The sequence below is a fragment of the Aeoliella fuhlenseeensis genome (assembly GCF_052161615.1).
GTDB lineage: Bacteria > Planctomycetota > Planctomycetia > Pirellulales > Lacipirellulaceae > Aeoliella.
Map to the genome: position 1 here is coordinate 5,934,388 of NZ_CP197417.1, position 21,093 is coordinate 5,955,480.

General features: G+C 60.9%; 18 protein-coding genes. 11 read left to right on the forward strand and 7 right to left on the reverse strand.

Annotated features, from left to right (window positions below):
* Positions 1 to 153 precede the first annotated feature (153 nt).
* The 3 genes from SH292x_RS23330 (at position 154) to SH292x_RS23340 (ending at position 4,995) form a co-directional block, all read left to right on the forward strand.
* The gene (locus SH292x_RS23330; RefSeq protein ID WP_442483431.1) at positions 154 to 1,755 is read left to right on the forward strand and encodes an AMP-dependent synthetase/ligase; all 1,602 of its coding nucleotides are present in this window, start codon (positions 154 to 156) and stop codon (positions 1,753 to 1,755) included.
* Between the two features lie 131 nt (positions 1,756 to 1,886).
* Positions 1,887 to 2,855 carry a C-terminal binding protein gene (locus SH292x_RS23335; protein ID WP_442483432.1) on the forward strand — a complete coding sequence of 323 codons (969 nt, stop codon included), beginning with the start codon at positions 1,887 to 1,889 and terminating at the stop codon, positions 2,853 to 2,855.
* A 184-nt stretch (positions 2,856 to 3,039) separates the two neighbouring features.
* On the forward strand, positions 3,040 to 4,995 hold the full coding sequence (locus SH292x_RS23340; protein WP_442483433.1) for a hypothetical protein: 1,956 nt from the start codon (positions 3,040 to 3,042) through the stop codon (positions 4,993 to 4,995).
* Between the two features lie 8 nt (positions 4,996 to 5,003).
* On the opposite strand, the gene SH292x_RS23345 is transcribed toward SH292x_RS23340, so the two are convergent.
* From SH292x_RS23345 to SH292x_RS23370, 6 genes are all read right to left on the reverse strand, one after another.
* A complete protein-coding gene (locus SH292x_RS23345) occupies positions 5,004 to 5,672 on the reverse strand; it encodes a DUF3299 domain-containing protein (RefSeq protein ID WP_442483434.1) in 669 nt (222 codons plus the stop codon).
* Between the two features lie 42 nt (positions 5,673 to 5,714).
* Positions 5,715 to 6,440 (reverse strand): DUF4190 domain-containing protein, encoded by a 726-nt coding sequence (locus SH292x_RS23350; protein WP_442483435.1) that lies wholly within the window; start codon positions 6,438 to 6,440, stop codon positions 5,715 to 5,717.
* A gap of 33 nt (positions 6,441 to 6,473) precedes the next feature.
* A complete protein-coding gene (locus tag SH292x_RS23355) occupies positions 6,474 to 8,090 on the reverse strand; it encodes a hypothetical protein (RefSeq protein WP_442483436.1) in 1,617 nt (538 codons plus the stop codon).
* 103 nt (positions 8,091 to 8,193) lie between these two features.
* A complete protein-coding gene (locus SH292x_RS23360; RefSeq protein WP_442483437.1) occupies positions 8,194 to 9,489 on the reverse strand; it encodes an ABC transporter permease in 1,296 nt (431 codons plus the stop codon).
* Between the two features lie 26 nt (positions 9,490 to 9,515).
* Positions 9,516 to 10,205 (reverse strand): ABC transporter ATP-binding protein, encoded by a 690-nt coding sequence (locus SH292x_RS23365; protein WP_442483438.1) that lies wholly within the window; start codon positions 10,203 to 10,205, stop codon positions 9,516 to 9,518.
* A 263-nt stretch (positions 10,206 to 10,468) separates the two neighbouring features.
* Positions 10,469 to 12,016, reverse strand: a complete 1,548-nt coding sequence (locus tag SH292x_RS23370; protein WP_442483439.1) for a sigma-54 interaction domain-containing protein — start codon at positions 12,014 to 12,016, stop codon at positions 10,469 to 10,471.
* A 209-nt stretch (positions 12,017 to 12,225) separates the two neighbouring features.
* Between SH292x_RS23370 and SH292x_RS23375 the strand changes: the two genes are divergently transcribed.
* The 8 genes from SH292x_RS23375 to SH292x_RS23410 all read left to right on the forward strand — a co-directional run bounded on the left by SH292x_RS23375 (position 12,226) and on the right by SH292x_RS23410 (position 19,959).
* The gene (locus tag SH292x_RS23375) at positions 12,226 to 13,296 is read left to right on the forward strand and encodes a sulfate ABC transporter substrate-binding protein (RefSeq protein WP_442483440.1); all 1,071 of its coding nucleotides are present in this window, start codon (positions 12,226 to 12,228) and stop codon (positions 13,294 to 13,296) included.
* 60 nt (positions 13,297 to 13,356) lie between these two features.
* A complete protein-coding gene (cysT, locus tag SH292x_RS23380) occupies positions 13,357 to 14,193 on the forward strand; it encodes a sulfate ABC transporter permease subunit CysT (protein ID WP_442483441.1) in 837 nt (278 codons plus the stop codon).
* Between the two features lies 1 nt (position 14,194).
* Positions 14,195 to 15,088 carry a sulfate ABC transporter permease subunit CysW gene (cysW, locus tag SH292x_RS23385; protein ID WP_442483442.1) on the forward strand — a complete coding sequence of 298 codons (894 nt, stop codon included), beginning with the start codon at positions 14,195 to 14,197 and terminating at the stop codon, positions 15,086 to 15,088.
* A gap of 52 nt (positions 15,089 to 15,140) precedes the next feature.
* Positions 15,141 to 16,265, forward strand: coding sequence for a sulfate/molybdate ABC transporter ATP-binding protein (locus tag SH292x_RS23390; RefSeq protein WP_442483443.1), 1,125 nt, complete (start codon positions 15,141 to 15,143; stop codon positions 16,263 to 16,265).
* Entirely contained in the window at positions 16,262 to 16,459 is a 198-nt protein-coding gene (locus SH292x_RS23395) for a YezD family protein (protein WP_442483444.1), read from the forward strand. The genes SH292x_RS23390 and SH292x_RS23395 overlap by 4 nt, the downstream gene beginning before the upstream one ends.
* Before the next feature lie 189 nt (positions 16,460 to 16,648).
* Positions 16,649 to 17,380 carry a BON domain-containing protein gene (locus SH292x_RS23400; protein ID WP_442483445.1) on the forward strand — a complete coding sequence of 244 codons (732 nt, stop codon included), beginning with the start codon at positions 16,649 to 16,651 and terminating at the stop codon, positions 17,378 to 17,380.
* A gap of 48 nt (positions 17,381 to 17,428) precedes the next feature.
* Positions 17,429 to 18,424: a DUF1559 family PulG-like putative transporter gene (locus SH292x_RS23405; protein ID WP_442483446.1), complete on the forward strand. Its 996-nt coding sequence runs from the start codon at positions 17,429 to 17,431 to the stop codon at positions 18,422 to 18,424.
* Between the two features lie 227 nt (positions 18,425 to 18,651).
* On the forward strand, positions 18,652 to 19,959 hold the full coding sequence (locus tag SH292x_RS23410; protein WP_442483447.1) for a hypothetical protein: 1,308 nt from the start codon (positions 18,652 to 18,654) through the stop codon (positions 19,957 to 19,959).
* A gap of 64 nt (positions 19,960 to 20,023) precedes the next feature.
* Here SH292x_RS23410 and SH292x_RS23415 read toward each other — a convergent pair whose 3' ends face one another.
* Positions 20,024 to 20,680, reverse strand: coding sequence for a hypothetical protein (locus SH292x_RS23415; protein WP_442483448.1), 657 nt, complete (start codon positions 20,678 to 20,680; stop codon positions 20,024 to 20,026).
* Between the last annotated feature and the right edge of the window lie 413 nt (positions 20,681 to 21,093).

The window sequence follows — 21,093 nt, forward strand, 5'->3', positions numbered from 1 at the left end:
TTACTCGCCTTGCGGGCACCGCTAGCTACAATGACTGTACCGGAACACTCTTCTTTTTGAGGCTTTTTGGCCGCTAGCTTTCGCGGCGGTCCGTGCGTAAAGTCGTCTGGACGCACGCGGTGCGATTTTCTATTTCTAGCCACTATGCGATCCATGTCCGCTACCACTGCGACCAGTGCACAGACGCTACCCGAGCTGTTCGTGGCTACCGTGCGTACCCACCGGCACGAGCGGGCGCTGGGGTTCATCGTCGACAACGCGGTGAAATGGCACACTTGGGAGGAGCTGGCCGCGGCGGTGGAGTCGCGGGCTCGCGAGTTCGCCGACAAAGGAATCGTGCGGGGCGATCTCATCGTGCAGATCGGCCCCAACAGCGTCGAGTGGGTGGTCAACGACATGGCCATGCATTACATCGGCGCGGTACACGTTCCACTGCACGCCTCGCTGAGCAAAGCGAAGCTGAAAGAGCTCGTTGCCCACTGTGGCGCGAAGCACGTCATCGAGCTCGGCAAAGATTGCAACAAGATCAAGCTCGGCAAGCGGTCGTTCGAACGGATCGGCAAGGAATCGCCACCGCACGCGATTTGCGGTCCGGAAAGTCTTGCTACGATTCTCTACACCTCGGGCACCACCGGTGGCGAGCCGCGTGGTGTGATGCTGACGCAGGCCAACATCGTCTCGAACACCCTCGCGCTTTCCGAAGCCGTGGGCAGTCGCAACGAGCTGCGTTTGTCGCTTCTTCCGTTCAGTCACATCTACGCGCGGACGTGCGACCTCTATAGCTGGATTCAACGTGGCTCGCGGCTCGTGCTGGCCGAGAATCCGCGTGAGACGTTCATGCGTGATTGCCAGATTGTGCGGCCGCTGGTGATCAACGCGGTGCCGTACCTCTATCAGAAACTGGTGGATCTCGCCGACGCGGAACTGGAACAAGCCGTAAACGCAAAGCCAGGTGATGCGCCCCCCAAGACGCTGCGGCAGCTACTAGGTGGCCGAGTTTCGCGTTGCTACTGTGGCGGTGCGGCCCTCGCGCCGAGCGTGGTGGAGCGTTTTGCTGAAGAGCAGATTCCGCTGCTGCCTGGATATGGGTTAACCGAGGCATCGCCCGTGGTGACGGTGCCGAATCATCAAGAGTTTTCTCCTTCGACGGTTGGTCGGCCGCTTGCGAATCTCGACGTGCGACTCGCCGACGATGGCGAGATCCTGGTGCGTGGTCCTAGCGTGATGAAGGGCTACTGGCTCAACGAAACCGCGACCGACGAAGTGCTGAAGGACGGCTGGCTGCACACGGGCGACCTGGGCGAGTGGGATGCCGAGGGTCGGCTGTCGATTGTCGGCCGCAAGAAAGAATTGATGGCCCTGGCGACGGGGAAGAAGATTGTACCGTCGGCCATCGAGACGTTGATCTGCGCTTCGCCATGGATCGAGCAGGCAATGGTGATTGGCGAGGGACGCAGTTACCTGTCGGCGATCATCGTGCCCAACCCCAAGCGAATCAAAAGTGAGATTCGCAAGCAGAAGCTGTTCGTGTGGTCGAAGAAGCGGGGCGTGTCGCACCCACGGATTCGCAAGATCATCGAGCGCGAAATCAACGCGATGCTCGCCCAACAGCCGGCCCAGCAACAGGTGAAGAAGTTCGTGGTGATCGAGCGTGGCTTCTCAATCGACCTGGGGGAAATGACGCCGAAACTCAGCCTGCGTCGCTCGGTGATCGAGCACAACTTCGCGAAGGAAATCGCGGGGCTATACTCGTGAGAATCGCGGCGTTTGTCGCAAAAGTGTAGGACTCTGTCGCAGTCGTGCACGTTTGGGCGGGTTCAATCGGGCCGTGTAGGTAGCTAGGATACAGGCATCCTTCTGCCTAACTCTTAGCCCTCCGCCTCACCATGCCCCGCGCGCTCTACACCGACTATCCTTGGGCCGACATTGAACTCGAGCGAGCCATTCTCGCCGAGGCGAATTGCGAATTGATCGTCGCTCCGGCCGAAGACGAACAGACGCTCGCCGAGTACGCTCGCGACTGCCAAGCGATTCTCACCTGCTGGGCGAAAGTCACCGCGGCTGTGATCGACGCCGCGAAGGATTGTCGGCACATCGCGCGGACGGGCATCGGACTTGATAACATCGACGTGCCGCGGGCGAGCGAACATGGCATGCTAGTGACCAACGTGCCGGACTACTGCGTGCCTGAAGTGGTGGAGCACACGCTCGCGCTACTGCTCGGGCTCGCGCGGAAGATTGCGTTCTACCACTCGGAAACCAAGTCGGGCATCTACAACATCAACGCCGCGCTGCCGCTAGAACGTCTTGAAGATCAAACGGTGGGGATTATCGGCGTGGGGCAGATTGGGTCGGTGTTTGCGCGTAAGTGCGCGGCGCTTGGCATGCGGGTGCTGGCGAACAATCGCTCGCGAGAGGTCCCCGAGTGTAGCCAGTGGCGCTCGCTCGACGACTTGTTGGGCCAGAGCGACTACGTGGTGCTACTTTGCCCGCTGACTCCCGAGACGGCGAACCTGATGAACGCCGACACGCTGGCGAAGATGAAGCCCACCGCGTTTCTCATCAACACCTCGCGTGGCGGATTGGTCGATCACGCGGCACTCGCACGGGCGCTCGAGTTGGGGCAGCTTGCCGGAGCGGGGCTCGACGTGCAGGTTCCCGAGCCGCCCGATTTGAGCCAACCGCCGTACAACGACCGGCGTGTAATCGTCACGCCACACGCCGCGTTCTATTCGACGCGGGCGGTCGAGGAGCTGCGAACACGTGTTGCAAGGCAAGTGGTGGCCGTGCTGCAGGGCCGCATGCCCGAGAACATCGTCAACAGCCACCTCCTCGGTGGTCACTCGCCCGCATGATCGGCGATACCCGCGCCACCATCCGCGCAATCCGCAAACCCCCACCCGCGTAGGGTTTCGTTTTTTGACCTCGGCCAATGCTCGGCCTATATATCTGCGTAGAGTCTTTGTTCGCTCGAACAGGGCGGCCGGCGCACGACGTGCGCGCCCGAAGTTCGGGACAGGAAACTATTCGCACCCAAGTATGGACACCCCACAATCCTCCACCGAGAACCCCGCCGAGGGAACAACCCGCGATCGCCTTCGCGAGTTGCGCGAGCGCGCGCAGGCTTCGCTCGAGAAGCAGCGCGAACGGATGCGGGAGATGGAATCTCGCTTTAGCACGCGGCTTGAGTCGGTGGCGGTGGAGATTGCCGCGGAGTTGGCGAGCGATCCCCGGCACGACTCGAACGCCCACGCCGCCCAGGACTTTGAGCAACAACGCGGCGAATGGGAAGCCGAGCTCGCGCGAACCGATGCCGAGCTCCACCAGCGGATGGACGAGCTGAACACCAAGCTCGCGGACCTCGCCGAGCGCGAGGCGCAGTTTGAATCTCGCCAGTCCGAAGCGAACGAGCGCGAGGAAGCGTGCCGGGTGCAACGCGACGAGCTCGCCCATCAGCAGGCATCGCTCGCCGAGGAGTCTGCCAGTCTTGCGCAGGTTCGCGAAGCTCTTGAGCGCGACGCCGCGCTCGCCGGCCACGCCCATGACGAACAACTGGAGTCGCTCGAACACGCGCTGGCGGAGCGCAGTGCCCAGCTCGCCGCGAGCGAACTGGCCGCAACCACCGCCTCCGCCGAGCGCGATGCAGCACGGTCGGAACTTGAAGTCGCCCACGAAGAGCTCGCGAATCTGCGTCACTCGTTTGATTCGGATCACGCCATCAGCGGCACCGAGCTCGAACGGATGTCGGGCGAAGTAGCACGGCTCGAAGCGGAACTGCTCGAAGCGAAAACAAACGCCAGCAACCTGGCCGCCGAGCGCGACGAGCTCGTCGCGAAGCAACTCTCAGCTACCAGCGAGCTGGAAGCGCGAATCGCCGACCTCGAAGCGCAGCTTGCGGCGGGCTCGGTGGCGAATGACGCTCAGCAAGCTTCGCTCCACGCGGAACTCGCCGAAACCTTGGCGACCGTCGAGAGTCTCGAAGCCGAGGCCCTGGTGCTTCGCGAAGCGCTGGAGCAGGGTGAGCAAGCGGCTGCCGGTTGGCAGCAAGAGCGCGCAACGCTGGAAGCCGAGTGCTCGCAGCTTGCCTCGACGCTCGAAAAGGTTTCGCAGAAGCTTGCCGCCGCAGAGTTGACGAGCGAGCCGCTTGCCGATTTGGAACACAAGTTCGAACTGGCGATGGCGGACGTGCGGACGCTTCGCCAAGCGAACGCTGAGTTGGAGCAAGAGCTTGCTCGCCGGCCTGAGCCCAACGAGGATGAGTCGGCTGAGCTGATTTCGCTCCGCGAAGAGCGCGAGGCGTTGCTTGCCGAGATTGAAGAGTTGCGGTCGCATCCGATCGTGCCCGCGGGCGACAACCAAGCTGTTGCCGACCTACAGCGCCGCTTCGAGATGGCGGTGGAAGATGTCCGCGAGCTGCGTGCCGAGAAAGAACGCCTCGAAGAGCAACTCGCCAAACGTCCGCAAGCGGCTGCAAGTAGTGCTTCCGGCGGTGGCGAGCAGAAGTGGGAAGAGCTCAAGCGCAAGTTGCTGCTGAGCCTGGAAGAGGAATCGGGCGACCTCTCGGAAGATCGCCGTGAAGAGCGGGCTTCGATCGAGCACACCATTCGCATCACCGACGACGTGGTCGCGTCGAAGGACCGCGAGATCCACGAGCTGCGCCACAAACTCGAATCGGCCGAAGAGCACGCCAGCACTTCGCAAGCCAATCACTCGATGCAGGAAGCGATCGACTCGGACGACGTCGTGCTAGAGCAACGAGCTCGCCTTGCGGCAATCGAAGAAGAGCTGACCGACAAGCTTCGTAAGGCCGAGCTGGAAATGTCGACCGAGCGGGCGAAGATTGCCCGCGAACAGGCAGAGCTCGCCGAGTGGCGGATCGAACTCGAAGCCCTGCGGGACTCGATCCCCAAGAAGCAAGCAGGGGGATCCGTCTCGAGCGGCGGCAAAGGCCGGTGGTTCAGCAAGCTGGGCCTCGGCGGGGATGAGTCCCAATAGCCTTCAAGCTACTTTACGCTCTCGCCATCTAGATGGTAGATCGCGAGGTGCCGATCGCCGGGCCCCATGAACGGGCGAATGCTGAAGGTTCCTTCGACGGCGATCGATCGCGTCGAGAAGTCGGCCGAAGTGCCTGGAACCATCTCGACCATGATGCAGTCGTAGAGTGCGGCGCCCGGACCAAAGCAGCACTCCAGGTTATCGCGCACCAGGACGAACTGCGTGATTCCCTTTCGCTGAAAAGTAGGCAGCATCCATCCACGGATACGAATTCGCTGCCCGGCAAGCTGCTCGATCTCGGGGGTGAGCATCTCGCGGAAGAACGGCGCGTCGGGCTGGATGTCGAACTTGATGTCGTCAAACGTCTTGGCAACGACGCGATCCTGGGGAGCTTCGGCAGCCGGAGCTTCGGGTGTCGATGTTGCTGGCTCAACCTCTGGCTTTTCGAGTTCTGCTTGCGGGGTAGGGGGCGCGGTCGGGGTCGACTCGCTCGTGGCAGTTTCCTTCGAATCCTCGACCGTCTCCGCCATCACTTCGTCGGCGGGTAGCTTGAAGGTCGTCGTTTCTTCCGGTTTGCACCCTAGCGCCGCGACCAGCGCAAAGCCAGCCACGAGCAGGAGCCCGCTAGCCCGAGCCGCTGCCCACGCGCTGCCATGTTGATCGATTCGCTTAGTCATCCGTCCTTGCACGAAAGAAATCGAGGCCGTCCTCCATACCCGCTACTCGACGTAGTCGGCCAGTATGAAGTACACGGGGTACTCGGGTCCGCGTCCCAGGTTCTCCGGGTTGCACATCAGGCGGCCGCCGATACGAAACACGTCCCGGGTGACGTCGGTGGTTAGTGGCGGTGCGAGCTTTACGGCAATCTGATCGAAGTATTGTACCGATTGCAGGTCGCCAAAGCAGCACTGATTGCTATCGCGAACCAGCAGGAACTCGTCCACGCCGAGCCGCGATTGCACCGAGTCGGGGCGGATGTAACCCTTGATAAAGACCGGCTTTCCTTCGGTCATCAACTCCAGCGCCTCTTTCGGCACGGGACGGCCCGCGATTTTGTCTTTCTCGTTGGGCTTAAGGGATAGGAATGAAATGCGAGCGTAGTTGTCAGGTACTTCCGTGGCATGGATGTAACCCGCGCGGCCGACGCCTCCCACCAGCATCACGGCCGACATGACGAGGCCGAACAGGGCGAGTGGTTTGCCGGTGTAGATGTCGCGATTGTTGTTGATCTTCCGCAGCGCGAATAGCGACATGATAATGCCAAGCGCTGGAATCACCGCCACTAGCACCGCGACTTCGAGGAAGTCGGTCACCGCCAGCATGAACAGCGACACCACACCCAGCAGCGCCGCTACGAGCGCGCCGGAGTAGAGTGCTCGGTACTCGAGCGTGTTGGACTCTTCGTGGCTGGGAGTCGCGGGTGGCTGGAGAGTGGTGGTAGACATCGTCGTTAGGTGTGAGTGGGAGATAAGGGAGAGTTAGGGACCGCCGCGGAGCACGAGCCAGACGATGCCGACAAACACGCACGCAGCTATTAATGGTACGCCGAGAACCAGCGATTGGCTCGGCGGCACCAGTGGCGGGTCCATCGCAATCGCCGGGGCCTCGGTGGTCGGCGTGGTGGCGGGTTGCTCGGTCGCCGATTCTTCCGATACTTCGACTTCTTCAGTAGCGGCTTCGGTCGAGTCCTCGGCAGTTTCCTCGGCGGAGTTTTCGTCGGTCGATTCAGGCGTCTCGGCAGGCTCGGCCTCGTCTTCGTCGAGCGCCGGGGCTTCCACGTCGCCTGGATCGTTCGGGTCTTTAAGCTCGGGGGCGGTTCCCGGGTCGCGGCTGCCGGGGCGGGCAAATCCAAGAAAGCCGAACGACATCAGGCTGCGGGCGCGCTTTACCGTCTCGGGGTCCGCGGCTTCGATCTTGGCGACCGCCGCGGTGGCCTGCTCGCCGATCTCCCCCTCTTGCTGCGAGGCTTGGTCGAGGTAGGCGACGATCGGTTCTTTCACGTAGGTCTTGGGGTCGGCTTCGTCGAACATCTTGACCAGGCGATCGAGCACCGTCCAATCTTCCCACCGCGCAAGATCACGGATGGCTTGTTCGGCGAAGTCGGGCTTCTCAAGCACCAGCCGCATGGATTGCTTCAGGCGATCCATCGGCACGTCCTCGGTCTCTTCGGCCAGGAATCGCAAGGCGAGCAACACGCCGTAGACCTTGGTCGGATCTTCTTGGTCGTCGCGCAGGAATTCGGCGTCGAGCACGTCGAGCCCTTCGGAACCGGTGAGCTTCAAGTAGCAACCGACCATGGCGTTAAAACCGAGTTGCTTTTGCCGTTGCTCCATCGCGACCATCTCGGGCAAGATCGGCAGCGTGATCGCACCACCCAGCCCCATCGACAGCGCGGCCGACGCCTCGGCACTCGCCCGGAGCACGCGGCCATCGGCCATCATCATCCGTTTGAGCCGTGCCTCGTCCTCTTCGGAACCCACCACGCCGAGCATCACGAAGAACAAACTGCGGCGGTTGGGGCTGACGCTGGGATCCTCGATCCAGGTCCACAATTGCTCGTGGTCGATCTTGTCAGCGATGTCGAGGATGTCGGGGTACGAAGTGCGAGCGAACTCGTCGTAGGCGTCTTGTGCCAGCAGCGGATCTTCGTGCTGCAAGTAGTCGTAGAAGTAGCGCGCCCGTTCGGGGCCTTTCTCCGGGAGAGATTGAATCTCTTGGACGTACTTCACAGCGGTGTCGGACATCGGGATCGGAATGTTCCAGTCGAGCTCCTCAGCGCCGATGCCGCGAATGAAGTAGGTCTGCCCTTCGATAGGCTCGCCAAAGAAGACCACTTCGATCTCCTTCACGTCCTTCATCTTGTCCTTGCCCACCAACACCTTGTCGATGGTGAACTTAGCTTTGCCGGAGTCGGGATCGATGATTCGCTCGCCCTCAACGGGCGTGAGCTTCGCTAGCACCACGGCATCGCTCGCCGCCATGTCTTCCGACAACGTACTCGATTCGACCGTGCAGTAGGGGCAAGCGAGCGCACGGAACGCTGCAAAGGAGGCAATCAGCGCGACGGCTGCAAGGAACTTCTTGGGGCGTGGCATAAGATCCCTCAATAGCCGGACCATCACACGGTCCGCGATTTGGCCTGTTGTTCTCGTTGTCCGAATTCTGGCGAATCCGGCTACGATTTCATTATATCCACTTCTATCGGGTGCCGCTCAGGGCTTTAGCGACATCGGTGCGGTAGGCGGTAATCGCGGGCAGGATCCCCGCCAGGATCGCCAGGACCACGAGGCTCGGAATCACCATAAATTCCAGCGGCGTAAACGCTAGCATGTCGAGCGCGACACCCGTGCGGCTTTCGACAAAGGGACTCGCGATGCCGACCATCAGGTGCCCCAACACCATGCCCGCGAGGCCACCCAGGACGGCCAGCAGGACGGCTTCGAGCAGCACGATGGTTTGCACCGATGCCCGGCTGGCCCCGAGTGCTCGCATCACCGCAATGTCGTGGGCTCGGTCGGCCATCGAGTTGTAGATGCTCACCAGGATACCAATCGCGGCCACCAGCACGATGAGCGTCGTCAGCACCAACAGGACCACCTGTACCGGCCCGACGATGTTCTCCAGCAGGCCTGTGACGACTTCGGTGGGTGCCACGGCTTGATTGCCATCTCCCGATTTATTGATGGTAGTCGAGAGCGCAAACGCACTCATCGGATCGTTCGCCAACACTAATAGTGAAGTTACCTCGCGTTGAGCTTCGGGCAGCGGTTTCACTTCGTTGCCATCGTTGTCGTAGCCAACCGTCGGCGCGCCGGGCTCGGGGGTTGTCGTCGCTGCCGTAGCTTCGGCGTCGGGCTTGGCCGTCAGCGAGTGGCCTTCGAGCAAGTAGAAGCCTTCCATGTTCACGAACAGCGCGCGGTCGTTGGCCGTTTGCGTTGGTTCGAGGATGCCGACGACCTTGAATTCGCGGTGCTTGTCTCCCTCGCCACCAAGTCCATGCGTCGGATTGAACGTATCGCCTAGCTTCAGATTGCCTTGCCGGGCGACAGCGCTGCCGACGACTGCTTCGAAGAACTTATCGCGCTCGAAGTTGCGTCCCTCGGCAAATTTGTAGCCCTTGCCGTCGCGGTAGATCAGCTTGTCGAACAGATCGGGCGTCGTGCCTATGACGCGGAACTTGCGGTCGCCGCTAACGAACGCGTCGCCGAGGCAGTAGGGCACTACCGCCTTGGTGTAGGGCTCGTACTCGCCATCAATGAACTTGCGGTAGTACTGGTACGAGATCGGATACAGTGGCTTGTCGAGGTGGTACACGGTGCTCAGCACCAACTGCGTCCGCCCACCGGTGCCACCGACGATGAAGTGGTAGCCTTGGGCGTCTTGCTTGAATTGCTCGACCGCCACACGATGGATCACCAGCACCACGATCACGGCCGCCACGCCAAGCGCCATCGACAGCGCCGTCAGGAACGACGCCAGGGGCCGATCGCACATATTGCGCCAGGCTATCGAAAGGAAGTTCATACGCCGCTCACCACCCGGTTGAGTTCTTCGAGAGCCACCACGTTGTCGAACTGATTCGACACTTCGGGCGAGTGGGTTACCAGCAGCATCGCCACGTTCTCGCTGACGCACACCTCGCGAAGCATGTCGACCACTTGCTGCTGATGCCCGGGGTCAATGTTCGCGGTCGGCTCGTCTGCCAGCAGCAATAGCGGCTTATTGACGAGTGCTCTGGCTACCGCCGTGCGCTGCTGTTCGCCGACGCTCATGGCCGAGGGTTTGTGATGGAGTCGATGGCCGAGGTTCACTTGTTCTAGAAGCTCAATGGCGCGGTCACGATCTCGCGGCCTGCCGGTAAACGTCATACCAAGCATCACGTTCTCGAGAGCTGTGAACGCCGGTAGCAGGTTAAACGTTTGGAACACGTAGCCAATGTTGCGAGCGCGAAACTTATCGCGTCCGGCTTCGGCCAAGCGGGTGAGTTCGACACCGCTAAAGTTGATCGACCCCGAGTCGACGGGCGTTAGTCCGGCAATGGCGTGGAGCAGGGTCGTCTTACCGCAGCCGCTACGCCCGCGGATGACCACCTGATCGCCGCGGTGAATCGCAAAATGCTCGATGTCCAGAATCGGCAGCAGCTCGCCACTGGGCTCGCGATAAGCCTTCTGGACGTTTTTGAGTTCAACAAGTAACGAGCGGTCGGACATGGGTGGGGCGTGCCCTGAAGGGCGGCGAGCGTGGGGGCGGATCGACCATCATACCGCGAAGCGGCAGGCCGCGGAAACGCCGGTATCGCGTGGGGCGAAAGTACTCTTTACGGGGCGAAAACCGCGAAAGTTCGCGTCGTTTTTCCACCGCCGGGCGATTGCAACGCCGAAGGGGATGCTTAACGCAGGATGGGAGCGAAAAGCCGCTGATGGGCATTCTATAGCACTTGCAATTGTTTTGCAAGTAGCAAACTCCGTGCTCTCTAAGGCCGGAAGCTCCGCCAGTCGATGCCGAGCTTCTTCATTCGCGACCGCAATGTGTGCGGATTGATCTCCAGCAGGTCGGCCACGCCGCCGCGGCCATCGATGCGGCCTTGAGTGGCGGCTAGCGCTCGCTCGATGTGCTCGCGCATCGCCACGTCCAGCGATGTGATACCTTCGAAGGTCGCGGGGGCGGCCCCTAAGCGTGACACCTTGGCAACCGTTGGTGAGGCGAAGCCGAGGGCCGCTTTGAGCTCCAGCGAACGACCATCGCCGAGAATCGCCGCGCGATCGATCACCGCACCGAGCTCACGGATGTTTCCTGGCCAGTGATAAGCCCGCAGTAGGTCGAAGTCGGCCTCGGTCGGCATGACCACCGATAGGCCAAAACGATGCGCGGCGCGTTCCGCGAAGTGCCCAGCGAGCACCGGAATGTCGCCAAGGCGGTCGCGCAGCGGAGGCAGTAGGATCGGGAACACGGCGATGCGATACCATAGGTCCTCGCGGAACGAACCACTCTGCACCATGCCGGCAAGATCCCGATGCGTCGCCGCAATCACACGCACGTCGACCCGCACAGGATCGCCCCCACCAACGCGTTCAACGTACGCGTCCTGCAAGACGCGGAGGAACCGCACCTGGGCATCGGGAGGAAGCTCGCCAATCTCGTCGAGAAAAAGTGTGCCGCCGTCAGCCCGCTCAAACCAACCGCGCCGCATCTCGCTTGCTCCAGTAAACGCTCCCTTCTCATGTCCGAAAAGTTGCGAGTCAACCAGCTCGCTAGGAATCGCGCCGCAGTTCACGCGGATAAAAGGTCCGTCGTGTCGATCGCTTCTCTCATGCACGGTGCGGGCGATGACCTCCTTGCCGGTGCCCGTCTCGCCGAGCAGAAGCACGGGTGCATCGGACTGGCTGACGAGTTCGACGCGCGACATAACCTGCGCCAGGCCACCATCGGCACCGATGATGCGATCGGTAAGGTCAGTCCGCCCCAGCCTACGGAGCAGCGACCTTCGATCGGCCTCCGCCGCCTCGCGCAGCGCGGCTAGTTCGTGCAAGCGGCGGTCGTTCGCCAGCGCCGCTGAAAGTGGCTCCTGAAGATCAGCGATGAGCTCTTCTTGAGCGGCGGTGAAGGCTGCTTGCGACCTCACCGCAAATGTGGCCACGCCGAGCGTATCGCTCCCATGCCGTAGCGGCACCAACCGAAGCTGGGACTTCGTGTCGTGAATGGGGAGACTTGCGAGCGGGCCTGTTAGCGTTTCGCCCGCATCTCGGGATTCAATCTCCAGCTTCCGCACCCACGCCACCAGGCGCTTCGTCTCTCCGACTGTAAGCTCAACCCGCAGACCTTCGGCAGGCATGGCTGCTAGCGGAGCGACCGCTACCACCGCGGCGAGATGGTGCTCGGGCTCGATGCGGATGATGGTGACATGCGTCAGCGGCAGTTGCCGAGCCAGCAGCTTGTGGATACCGGCGGTGGATTCTTGAATTTCAATGTGCTGGCACGCTTCGCGCCAGATTTCGAGCAGCGTCTTTAGATTGTTCGACATAAGGGGTCGCTCGATGGGAAATATCCTGAGCTCATGACATATCCTATCACTTCTAGGATATACCACTACTTGGAGATTATCCATCCAAATGCCACATGAAGCGCAACCATTGCCACCGTAAGTAGTTACGACCTATCGATGAAACTGGCACGCGGCGTGCTTAGGGGTGACTCGACTTCACTTCCCCCAATAACTCGGAGCTCCCTTCGATGACTGCCCTACCTGCCCGCTTCGCCGCTCTCCTGCTTCTGGCTGCCGTGGCCGCGGGTTGCAACGATGTTGCCTCGAGCACTCTAGCCACTTCGCAAAACATCGCCGACGGCAACGTCAAGTCTAAGGATCCGGTCACCCTGCTCAACGTTTCTTACGATCCCACTCGCGAGCTGTACCGCGACTTCAACACCGCGTTTGCCAAGCACTGGAAGGATCAGACCGGCCAGGTCGTCACCATCGAGCAATCGCACGGTGGTGCCGGCAAGCAAGCGCGGGCCGTAATCGATGGACTGAAGGCCGACGTAGTGACGCTGGCTCTTGGCTACGACATCGACGAAATTGCCCAGCGTACCGACCTGCTGCCGGTGGATTGGCAGTCGCGTTTGCCAAATCGCAGTGCCCCCTACACCTCGACCATCGTCTTCCTGGTTCGCAAGGGCAACCCCAAGGGGATTAAGGACTGGAACGACCTGGTGAAGCCCGGTATCGAAGTCATCACCCCGAATCCCAAGACCTCGGGCGGAGCTCGTTACAACTACCTAGCTGCGTGGGGCTACGCTCAGCGGCAAAATGGTGGCGACGAAGCGAAGACCAAAGAGTTCGTCACCAAGCTGTTCCAGAACGTGCCGGTGCTCGACTCAGGTGCTCGCGGTTCGACGACCACCTTCGTGCAGCGTGGCATTGGCGACGTGCTGTTGGCCTGGGAAAACGAAGCCCTGCTCGCTATCGACGAACTTGGCGAAGGCAACGTGGAAATCGTCGTACCATCGGTCAGCGTGCTCGCCGAGCCACCCGTCACAGTCATCGATCGCAACGCCGCTTCGCACGGCGCGCTGGATGTCGCGAACGCTTACCTGCAACACCTCTACTCGCCCGAAGGCCAGCGTATCGCCGCCAAGCATTACTATCGCCCCCAACAACGCGACGAAGCCGACCCCAAGGACGTGGCTCGCTTCGCCGATCTCGAACTGTTCACCGTGACTGACGAGTTCGGTGGCTGGCAGGAGGCTCAGAAGAAGCACTTCGCCGATGGCGGCGTGTTCGACTCCATCTACCAGCCTAGGTAGCTACGTCCACAAGGTAACTGAGTCCATAAGTTTACTCGCAAGGAAGCGAGGGGGAGAATCATGCCGAAGTCGTCACGTCGAAATGTATTGCCGGGGTTTAGCCTCACGTTGGGCTACACCATCCTGTACTTGAGTTTGATCGTCCTGCTGCCCTTAGTAGCGCTGTTCGCCAAGGCGGCAGGACTAGGTTGGGAGGATTTTTGGGTCGCCGCCACCAGCCCACGAGTGTTGGCCTCGTATCGGCTGACGTTCAGCACAGCACTGGTCGCGGCATTGATCAACGCGGTGTTCGGGTTCTTGGTGGCGTGGACGCTCACGCGTTACACGTTCCCCGGACGCAAGATGATCGACGCGATGGTCGACCTGCCCTTCGCTCTGCCAACGGCCGTGTCGGGCATCGCACTCACCGCGGTCTACGCTCAAAACGGCTGGATCGGTCAATGGCTCGAACCGCTCGGCATCAAGGTGGCCTTCACCTCGCTGGGCATCATCGTCGCAATGACCTTCATCGGACTTCCCTTCGTCGTACGAACTTTGCAACCCGCGCTGTCGGACCTCGAACGCGAGACCGAAGAAGCCGCGGCCGCCCTCGGTGCCACTCGCTTCCAAACGCTTACCAAAGTAATCCTACCCACCATCATGCCAGCACTACTCACGGGGTTTGCCCTGTCGCTCGCACGGGCGATTGGCGAGTACGGGTCCATCATCTTCATCGCTGGCAACATGCCAATGAAGACCGAAATCACCTCGCTGTTGATCGTGTCGAAACTCGAACAGTACGACACCGCCGGTGCCTCGGCCGTGGCGGTGACCATGCTACTGGCATCGTTCGCGATTCTGCTGTTCATCAACTTCGTCCAGCGTTTGGCTGGTCGTCGCTTGCAGGGAGGCGTGTAACATGGAAGCCATTCACGCACCGGTTTACGAAGCTCCCCGCACCGTCGTCGTTCCCCGTCGCGCCACCACCGAGTCGCCATGGGTACAACGACTGCTGATTGCCATCTCGATCGCGTTCTTGGCCTTGTTCCTATTCGTTCCCTTGGCGGCCGTGTTCGCCGAGGCGTTTCGCAAGGGCATTTGGACGTACCTCGAAAGCTTTAATGATCCTACTTGCTGGTCGGCGCTTCGTTTGACGCTGTTGGTGACGGCGATTTCCGTGCCGCTGAACTTGGTGTTTGGTCTCGCGGCTTCGTGGTGCATTGCGAAGTTCGAGTTTCACGGCAAGAGCTTCCTGATCACGCTGATCGACCTGCCCTTCGCCGTGTCGCCGGTGGTTTCGGGTTTGATTTACGTGCTGGTGTTCGGTGCCCACGGTTGGTTCGGGCCTTGGCTCGCCGAGCACGACATTCAGATCATCTTCGCGGTGCCTGGCATCGTGCTGGCGACCATTTTCGTCACCTTCCCGTTCGTCGCCCGCGAGGTGATTCCGCTGATGCAAGAGCAGGGGACGGACGAAGAACAAGCGGCAATCTCGCTTGGCGCAAGTGGCTGGCAAACGTTCTTCCGTGTAACGCTGCCAAACATCAAGTGGGCACTGCTGTACGGCGTGATCCTGAGCAATGCCCGCGCGATGGGCGAGTTCGGCGCCGTGTCCGTGGTGTCGGGCCACATCCGCGGCCGCACCAACACGCTGCCTCTGCATGTCGAGGTGCTTTACAACGAATACAACTTCGTGGCGGCTTTTGCTGTCGCTTCGCTTCTGGCCTTGCTAGCCCTGGTGACCCTCGCCCTCAAGTCGTTTGTCGAGTGGCGACTCGAACGCGAGCAACAAGAAGCCCTGCAAGAGGCGTAATCGCGCTGAAAGCCAACCACCACACAACAAAACATTCGCATCGAGTTTCCCTATGAGTATCGAAGTCAAAAATATCTCGAAAACGTTCGGCGGAGCCAAGGCGCTCGACGACGTAAGCCTCCGCATCGAGGCGGGCGAGCTCGTCGCGCTCCTGGGTCCCTCGGGCTCGGGCAAGACCACGCTGCTCCGGGTGATGGCGGGTCTGGAGTCGCCCGACGCGAACCCCGCCGCGATGGTCAGCTTTCACGATGAGGAAGTGTCCGCCCAAAGCGTTGGCGAGCGGAACGTCGGCTTCGTGTTTCAGCACTACGCCCTGTTCCGCCACATGACGGTGTTTGAGAACGTGGCGTTTGGCCTCCGCGTGAAGCCCCGCAAGGAGCGGCTGAGCGAAGATCGCTTAAAGGCCCGCGTCGATCGCCTGCTGTCGCTCGTCCAACTGCTCCCGTACGCCAAGCGTTATCCGTCGCAACTCTCGGGTGGTCAGCGTCAGCGCGTCGCGCTGGCACGTGCGCTGGCCGTCGAGCCGAAGATCTTACTGCTCGACGAACCGTTTGGCGCACTCGATGCCAAGGTTCGCCAGGAGCTTCGTCAGTGGCTTCGCAAGCTGCACCAACAAATGCACGTGACAACCGTGCTAGTGACGCACGACCAGGAAGAGGCTCTGGAAGTGGCCGATAAGGTCGTCGTGATGAACCAGGGCAAGATCGAACAGCATGGCCGGCCCGACGAACTGTTCCACCACGCCCGCACGCCGTTCGTGATGGAGTTTCTGGGCCAAGTCAACGTGTTTCAAGGTCGCGTGCAGCAGGGCGTTGCGACGGCGGGCGACCTGCGCGTGGACTACCCTAGCTACGAAGGCACCCAGGAACTGGCGGCCAACGTTTATCTGCGTCCCCACGATATTGTGATTCGCCGCACCGCCAACGGCGAGCCAAGCGTCCCGGCAACCATCGAACGAATCAACGCCGCGGGCTCGCTCGCTCGCATTACGCTGGTCACCGCCGATGGCAAGTCGGTGCTGGTGGACATGTCGCTGGAAGAACTGCGAACGCTGGCGCTCAACGAACAAGAATCGGTTCACCTGTATCCCAAGCAAGCCAAGATCTTCGTTGCCGGCGAAGAGCCCAAGCGCCGCGCCACCGATACGGCGGCTAAGCACGAAAGGATTCGAGCATGAACCAAGACATTGCCAACGGCATCGACCCGGCTCGCCCCTCCGCCGAGGAAGTGCAGCAGATCATCAGCGCGCTACGTGGCTTACGCTTCGGAGCGGTGAACATCGTAGTACAAGATGGTGTCGTCATCCAAATCGATCGTACCGAAAAGCGGCGACTACGAAGCCGCAGCGAAGCCGTCCGACGAAGCTGTTGACGGTCCTACCACTCCACACCGACTCGCATCTGCGAGAGGTGCTCTTGCCCACCGAGTCCGACCGGTTTTCCGGAGGCACCCACGATCGATGCGGTAATTCTCCGTAACGACTACGCCGGGCTCTGTCACTCACTCACTTCATACATGCGTGCGCGGGTCACAAGCCGTGTACGTACAAGGAGATCTTCTATGCCTAACCAATCACTCCAGCTCAACGAATCTGACCATGAACTGCTTGCTCGCGTGCGAACGCGGCTCGAACTCCGACAGTTTCGTTCGTCGAAGTCGCTCACCATCACTACGGCTTGCGGAACCGTCACCCTCGCTGGCAAGGTCGCAAGCTCGCTCGAACGGCAGGCCATCGTGCTCATTGTCGCGCACATGGCTGGCGTGCATAGCGTCATCGACGATCTAGCCGTTGTCCAGCCCGTGATCACGGCTCCTAAATCGAATGTCAGCACTCGTGGCCGCCGCGGGCAGGTTCGTCAGCATCGGGCTGCACTACTGGGAACGAGCCTGATTGCACTTCTCGCAATGGGCACGGTCACGGGTTGCAACAGCAAGTCGGGCCCCGAGCGAGTGCCGACGTTTCCCGTGTCCGGCTCGGTCTCGTTTCAGGGCAAGCCGATTCCCGGGGCATTTGTCGCGTTGCATCCGAAGACGACGAAAGAGAACGTCCCTTCGCCACGGGCGAGCGTCGCAGCCGATGGCTCGCTGAAGGTTTCCACCTACGACGGTGGCGATGGTGCACCCGAGGGTGAGTACGTCGTGACCGTCGAGTGGTACAAGCCGATCAAGAACGGCGCGGATGTCATCTCGGGCCCGAACGTCATTCCCAAGAAGTACGCATCGCCTCAGACATCGGACATCACCATCCGAGTGGCGACGCAGGAAAACACCATCTCGCCCATCAAGCTGTAGTTTCTTCCTTATTGATTTTTTAGTTCTTTGCTCCGAAAGGGTTTACCGATGTCTCGCAACGTTAAGGGTTTCACGCTCGTCGAGCTGCTGGTGGTGATTGCCATCATTGGCATCCTCGTCGCACTTCTACTTCCAGCGGTCCAAGCCGCTCGCGAAGCCGCACGGCGCACGCAGTGCGTCAACGGGCTCAAGAATCTGGGCCTCGCGGTTCAGAATTTTCACGATGCTCGGAAGACGGTGCCAGTGAGTGCGCGGCCCGTTGGTCTCACCAGTGCACCCCGTATTGCCGCGTTCACGCACCTGCTCCCCTATCTGGAAGAGGGGAACGTGAAGAACATCTTCGACCTGAAGAAGAACTGGGGCGACATTGCCAACCGTCCCGCGGTCAACAAGGTCATCCCCGTGATGAACTGCCCCTCGACTCCCGAAGCGGCCGATCGCCTGGACGGATTGCCCGAAGCATCGCCTTGGGTCGCTGAGATCAGTGTGCCTACCGATTACTCGCCGACCGTGTGGGTCGACAAACGACTCATGTCCGCCAACTTGGTCGATCGTACCAACAACACGACGGGTTCGCCTGACAACGAGCCCGGCATCATGGAGTACAACAATCCCAAGGCGGCGTTTCGTCACGTGACCGACGGACTGTCGAATACCATCCTGCTTGCCGAGTCGGCGGGGCGTCCGTTCTTGTATCGCAAAGGCAATCAAGTCACTTCCGACGCCACGAAGGCACGCGTCAATGGCGGTGGTTGGTGCCGGCCAGCGTCCGACATCATCGTCAGTGGCTTGTCGGCCGATGGCACCGCGGAGACTGGCACCTGCGCTCTCAACTGCGCGAACGGCAGCGACATCGTCGAAGCAGGCTATCCGCATCCGTACCACAGCACCTTCGGCACGAGCGCACCCTATGCCTTCCACCCCGGTATCGCCAATCACGCCTTCGGCGACGGTTCGGTCCGCAGCATTAACGAAGACATCGACATCCGCGAGTACGCCCGCTTCGTCACTCGCGCTGGTGGCGAACTGACACCGCAGCAATAAGGGTCGGTCGCAGAGGAGGCAACCCTTTCGAGTTCCAACGGGTCCGCGCCGCGGTGCTACCCGTTGGAACTTTTGACTTGAGCAATTGCCAAATGGGCGGGATCTGGTGAAGCTCGCGATGCTAGCAAGACGTGATGTTGCCCCAGTTTCTCTTGTGACAATCTTGGCCTCGGCGATACCATGAGCCCTCTGGTGCTATCACTCCGCGTTGCCAAGGTCCCTACGTCATGATGCCCCACGCTCCTCGCTGCGCCGGATGCGTCGTGTTGACGCTCGCTGCGCTGGTGGTGCAGCTTGGGTGTCAGAAGCGTGGTGAGTCGCTCGAATCGCTGCTCGCGCACGCGGCAACGCTTCCGGGGGTACGAGCAAGTCGGCAGTCGGCACTACGAGAAGAGTTCCGACTCGTCGAGCAATCGCACACGCTACCATCGGAGCTCAACACCGATGCATCGCTCGTGCATCAAAACGCTGCGGTGGCACTGGAGCACGCGCTACCTGACCTTGAGCAGATCTCGAAGATCAACAGCGAAACCGAATCGTTCCTCGATACCCTCGGCGCCGCCGATCCGTCGCTCGTCGCTCAAGAAGCCCGGCTGATGGGGACCAAGTGGTCGAAGCAAACGAAAGCCGTGTTCGAGGCAAGCAAGCTTCCGGGGTGCGACTATGGCATTCGCTTCGACCGAGGCTACTTCAACGATCTGTCGTTCGTCTATCGCTCGGCGGCCGCTTGTCGATTGCTGCTGGTCGATGCGGTTTCCGATTTGGAAAGCCCTGCCAATGTCGCGATCGCGAGGTTCGACGCTGCATGGCGATGGACCGATTGGCTCGCCAACTCCGAGCACCTCGAAGCCCGCGTGCAGGCCGCCCACCTGCGAAGCGAAGCGCTCGCCGTGGCCGAGATGATTGCAGGAAGGCCAGGTGTGACGGCCGACGATTTGCGTGCGATCTATCGAACACTCGACAACACGCTCCGCCATTGGCCTTCCATGCGTGGCACGCTCGTTCGCGAGCGGGCGATGGCGATTATCACCTACGAAGCCATTCGGCTTGGTCTCGCCGACTTGCTGTTCACCGCCGACGAGCGTGAGCAACTTCGCGCCGATGGCGTGTACGATTCGCTCCGCGTCGCGAAGGAGCAGCAGATCGATGCCGACGAAGCGGCGTACCTCGCTTACATGCGCGAGATCATCGACGTCTCCGACCAGCCGTACTACATTCGATCGAAGCATTTGGTGGAATGCGACCGACTGCTTCGCGCGAACGAGCAAACGGATGACTACCCATGGTTCGCGAATCACCTGTTCGTACTCGACAACAGCCTAACGCTCGCCCAAGCGGAACTCGCCCGTGATCGCGCCCGTGTGGAAGGGTGGGTGTTCCTGCTCGCGAACCTCACCGGCGAACCCGCCCCCACGAACCACACCAATCCGCTCAACGGCGAGAAGTACAAGGTCACCACGCGAGGCCACGAACGCTACGTCGACCTGGGCGACCGACGGAGCGCGAACCCTCACGTCACGCTGGCAATTCAGTAAGCGCCGATTCACGGCGCGTGTGAGCCGGGTCGTCCCCGACCCCGGACCTGCACAAGATCGAGTCTTACGTCGTCAGCGGAAGCTCCGTCGACAACAACTCGTGGCACACCACCGAGGCGTCGTCGTCCGCGACTTCGTTGGCGTAGAGCGCGGCAAAGGCGCGGCCGCTGCGAATGACGCCCTTCTCCAGAAAGTGGCCAAACAGCGATCGCTCGATCGACAGTCGGTCGTGGTGCGGCGTGAGAATCTCTTGTTTTACGCAGTCCTCGGGCGTCGCGAAGTCCACTAGCGTCACACTATCGCGCAGCGGCACCACAAACGCCGGCCCACCGGCGACATCGAGTGTTCGCGAGGTTCGTCGCGCGGCTTGGGTCACCAGCTCGATCTCGGGATGCGTGTCCAGAAGGTCGGTGCGAATCGACACCAACAACGACAGTGCGACCAGCGGCGTTGGAGTGACGTCCACCGTGCGAAGTGTCCAGTACAACTGCGTGTGGTAGGGGAACGAATCGCTTGGCGCGGTGAGGCAAACCAAATCGTGCCCGCGGACGTAGACATCTACAAGCGGCGTCGCGCTTACCGCTGGCATGTCCCAGAGCGTGGCAAGTAGCAGGTCTTCGGAAGTTTTAACTTGGACCTTGCGATCGCCCGGTGCCATGGCGACGGCGAGTTGTACTTGGCCGAGGTCGACCGTCGCGAGGCTTCCATCCCAATGCCACATGCGCGGGACACTCCGAAACTTGAAACAACTGGGGAAGGAACTGATACGTAGAAAGAGTCAAAGACTCAAAACACCAATAAAAAACCCCGCCGAACACCGAAGTGAAGCGACGGGGCCGGAACAGAGAAGAGGCAGATGACTCGGAGTCAGGGAATGATGGAAATTAGGCAATCGCCTAGCCGCAAATCTGCGACTTAGCAGGTATCCGAGGACCATCCAACAGCGTCTCATGTCCACCCGTAATCATACTCATACGGCCGGCCGTGTCCAGAGAATTCTTAAGAAAGTTTGAAGGTCCCAAATATTGCCCACTTTACCGACAGGACCTTAGTCCTTATCACACAATTACTTAGGCATTTCAATCGCCATTTCGACGGGTGGTGCAGGACTGCAAGTTAGTGCCGATCGCGGTA

Coding starts and splice junctions, on each gene's coding strand:
- SH292x_RS23330 (WP_442483431.1), top strand. CDS start 154: ATGTCCGCTACCACTGCGACCAGTGCACAGACGCTACCCGAGCTGTTC.
- SH292x_RS23335 (WP_442483432.1), top strand. CDS start 1,887: ATGCCCCGCGCGCTCTACACCGACTATCCTTGGGCCGACATTGAACTC.
- SH292x_RS23340 (WP_442483433.1), top strand. CDS start 3,040: ATGGACACCCCACAATCCTCCACCGAGAACCCCGCCGAGGGAACAACC.
- SH292x_RS23345 (WP_442483434.1), bottom strand. CDS start 5,672: ATGACTAAGCGAATCGATCAACATGGCAGCGCGTGGGCAGCGGCTCGG.
- SH292x_RS23350 (WP_442483435.1), bottom strand. CDS start 6,440: ATGTCTACCACCACTCTCCAGCCACCCGCGACTCCCAGCCACGAAGAG.
- SH292x_RS23355 (WP_442483436.1), bottom strand. CDS start 8,090: ATGCCACGCCCCAAGAAGTTCCTTGCAGCCGTCGCGCTGATTGCCTCC.
- SH292x_RS23360 (WP_442483437.1), bottom strand. CDS start 9,489: ATGTGCGATCGGCCCCTGGCGTCGTTCCTGACGGCGCTGTCGATGGCG.
- SH292x_RS23365 (WP_442483438.1), bottom strand. CDS start 10,205: ATGTCCGACCGCTCGTTACTTGTTGAACTCAAAAACGTCCAGAAGGCT.
- SH292x_RS23370 (WP_442483439.1), bottom strand. CDS start 12,016: ATGTCGAACAATCTAAAGACGCTGCTCGAAATCTGGCGCGAAGCGTGC.
- SH292x_RS23375 (WP_442483440.1), top strand. CDS start 12,226: ATGACTGCCCTACCTGCCCGCTTCGCCGCTCTCCTGCTTCTGGCTGCC.
- cysT (WP_442483441.1), top strand. CDS start 13,357: ATGCCGAAGTCGTCACGTCGAAATGTATTGCCGGGGTTTAGCCTCACG.
- cysW (WP_442483442.1), top strand. CDS start 14,195: ATGGAAGCCATTCACGCACCGGTTTACGAAGCTCCCCGCACCGTCGTC.
- SH292x_RS23390 (WP_442483443.1), top strand. CDS start 15,141: ATGAGTATCGAAGTCAAAAATATCTCGAAAACGTTCGGCGGAGCCAAG.
- SH292x_RS23395 (WP_442483444.1), top strand. CDS start 16,262: ATGAACCAAGACATTGCCAACGGCATCGACCCGGCTCGCCCCTCCGCC.
- SH292x_RS23400 (WP_442483445.1), top strand. CDS start 16,649: ATGCCTAACCAATCACTCCAGCTCAACGAATCTGACCATGAACTGCTT.
- SH292x_RS23405 (WP_442483446.1), top strand. CDS start 17,429: ATGTCTCGCAACGTTAAGGGTTTCACGCTCGTCGAGCTGCTGGTGGTG.
- SH292x_RS23410 (WP_442483447.1), top strand. CDS start 18,652: ATGATGCCCCACGCTCCTCGCTGCGCCGGATGCGTCGTGTTGACGCTC.
- SH292x_RS23415 (WP_442483448.1), bottom strand. CDS start 20,680: ATGTGGCATTGGGATGGAAGCCTCGCGACGGTCGACCTCGGCCAAGTA.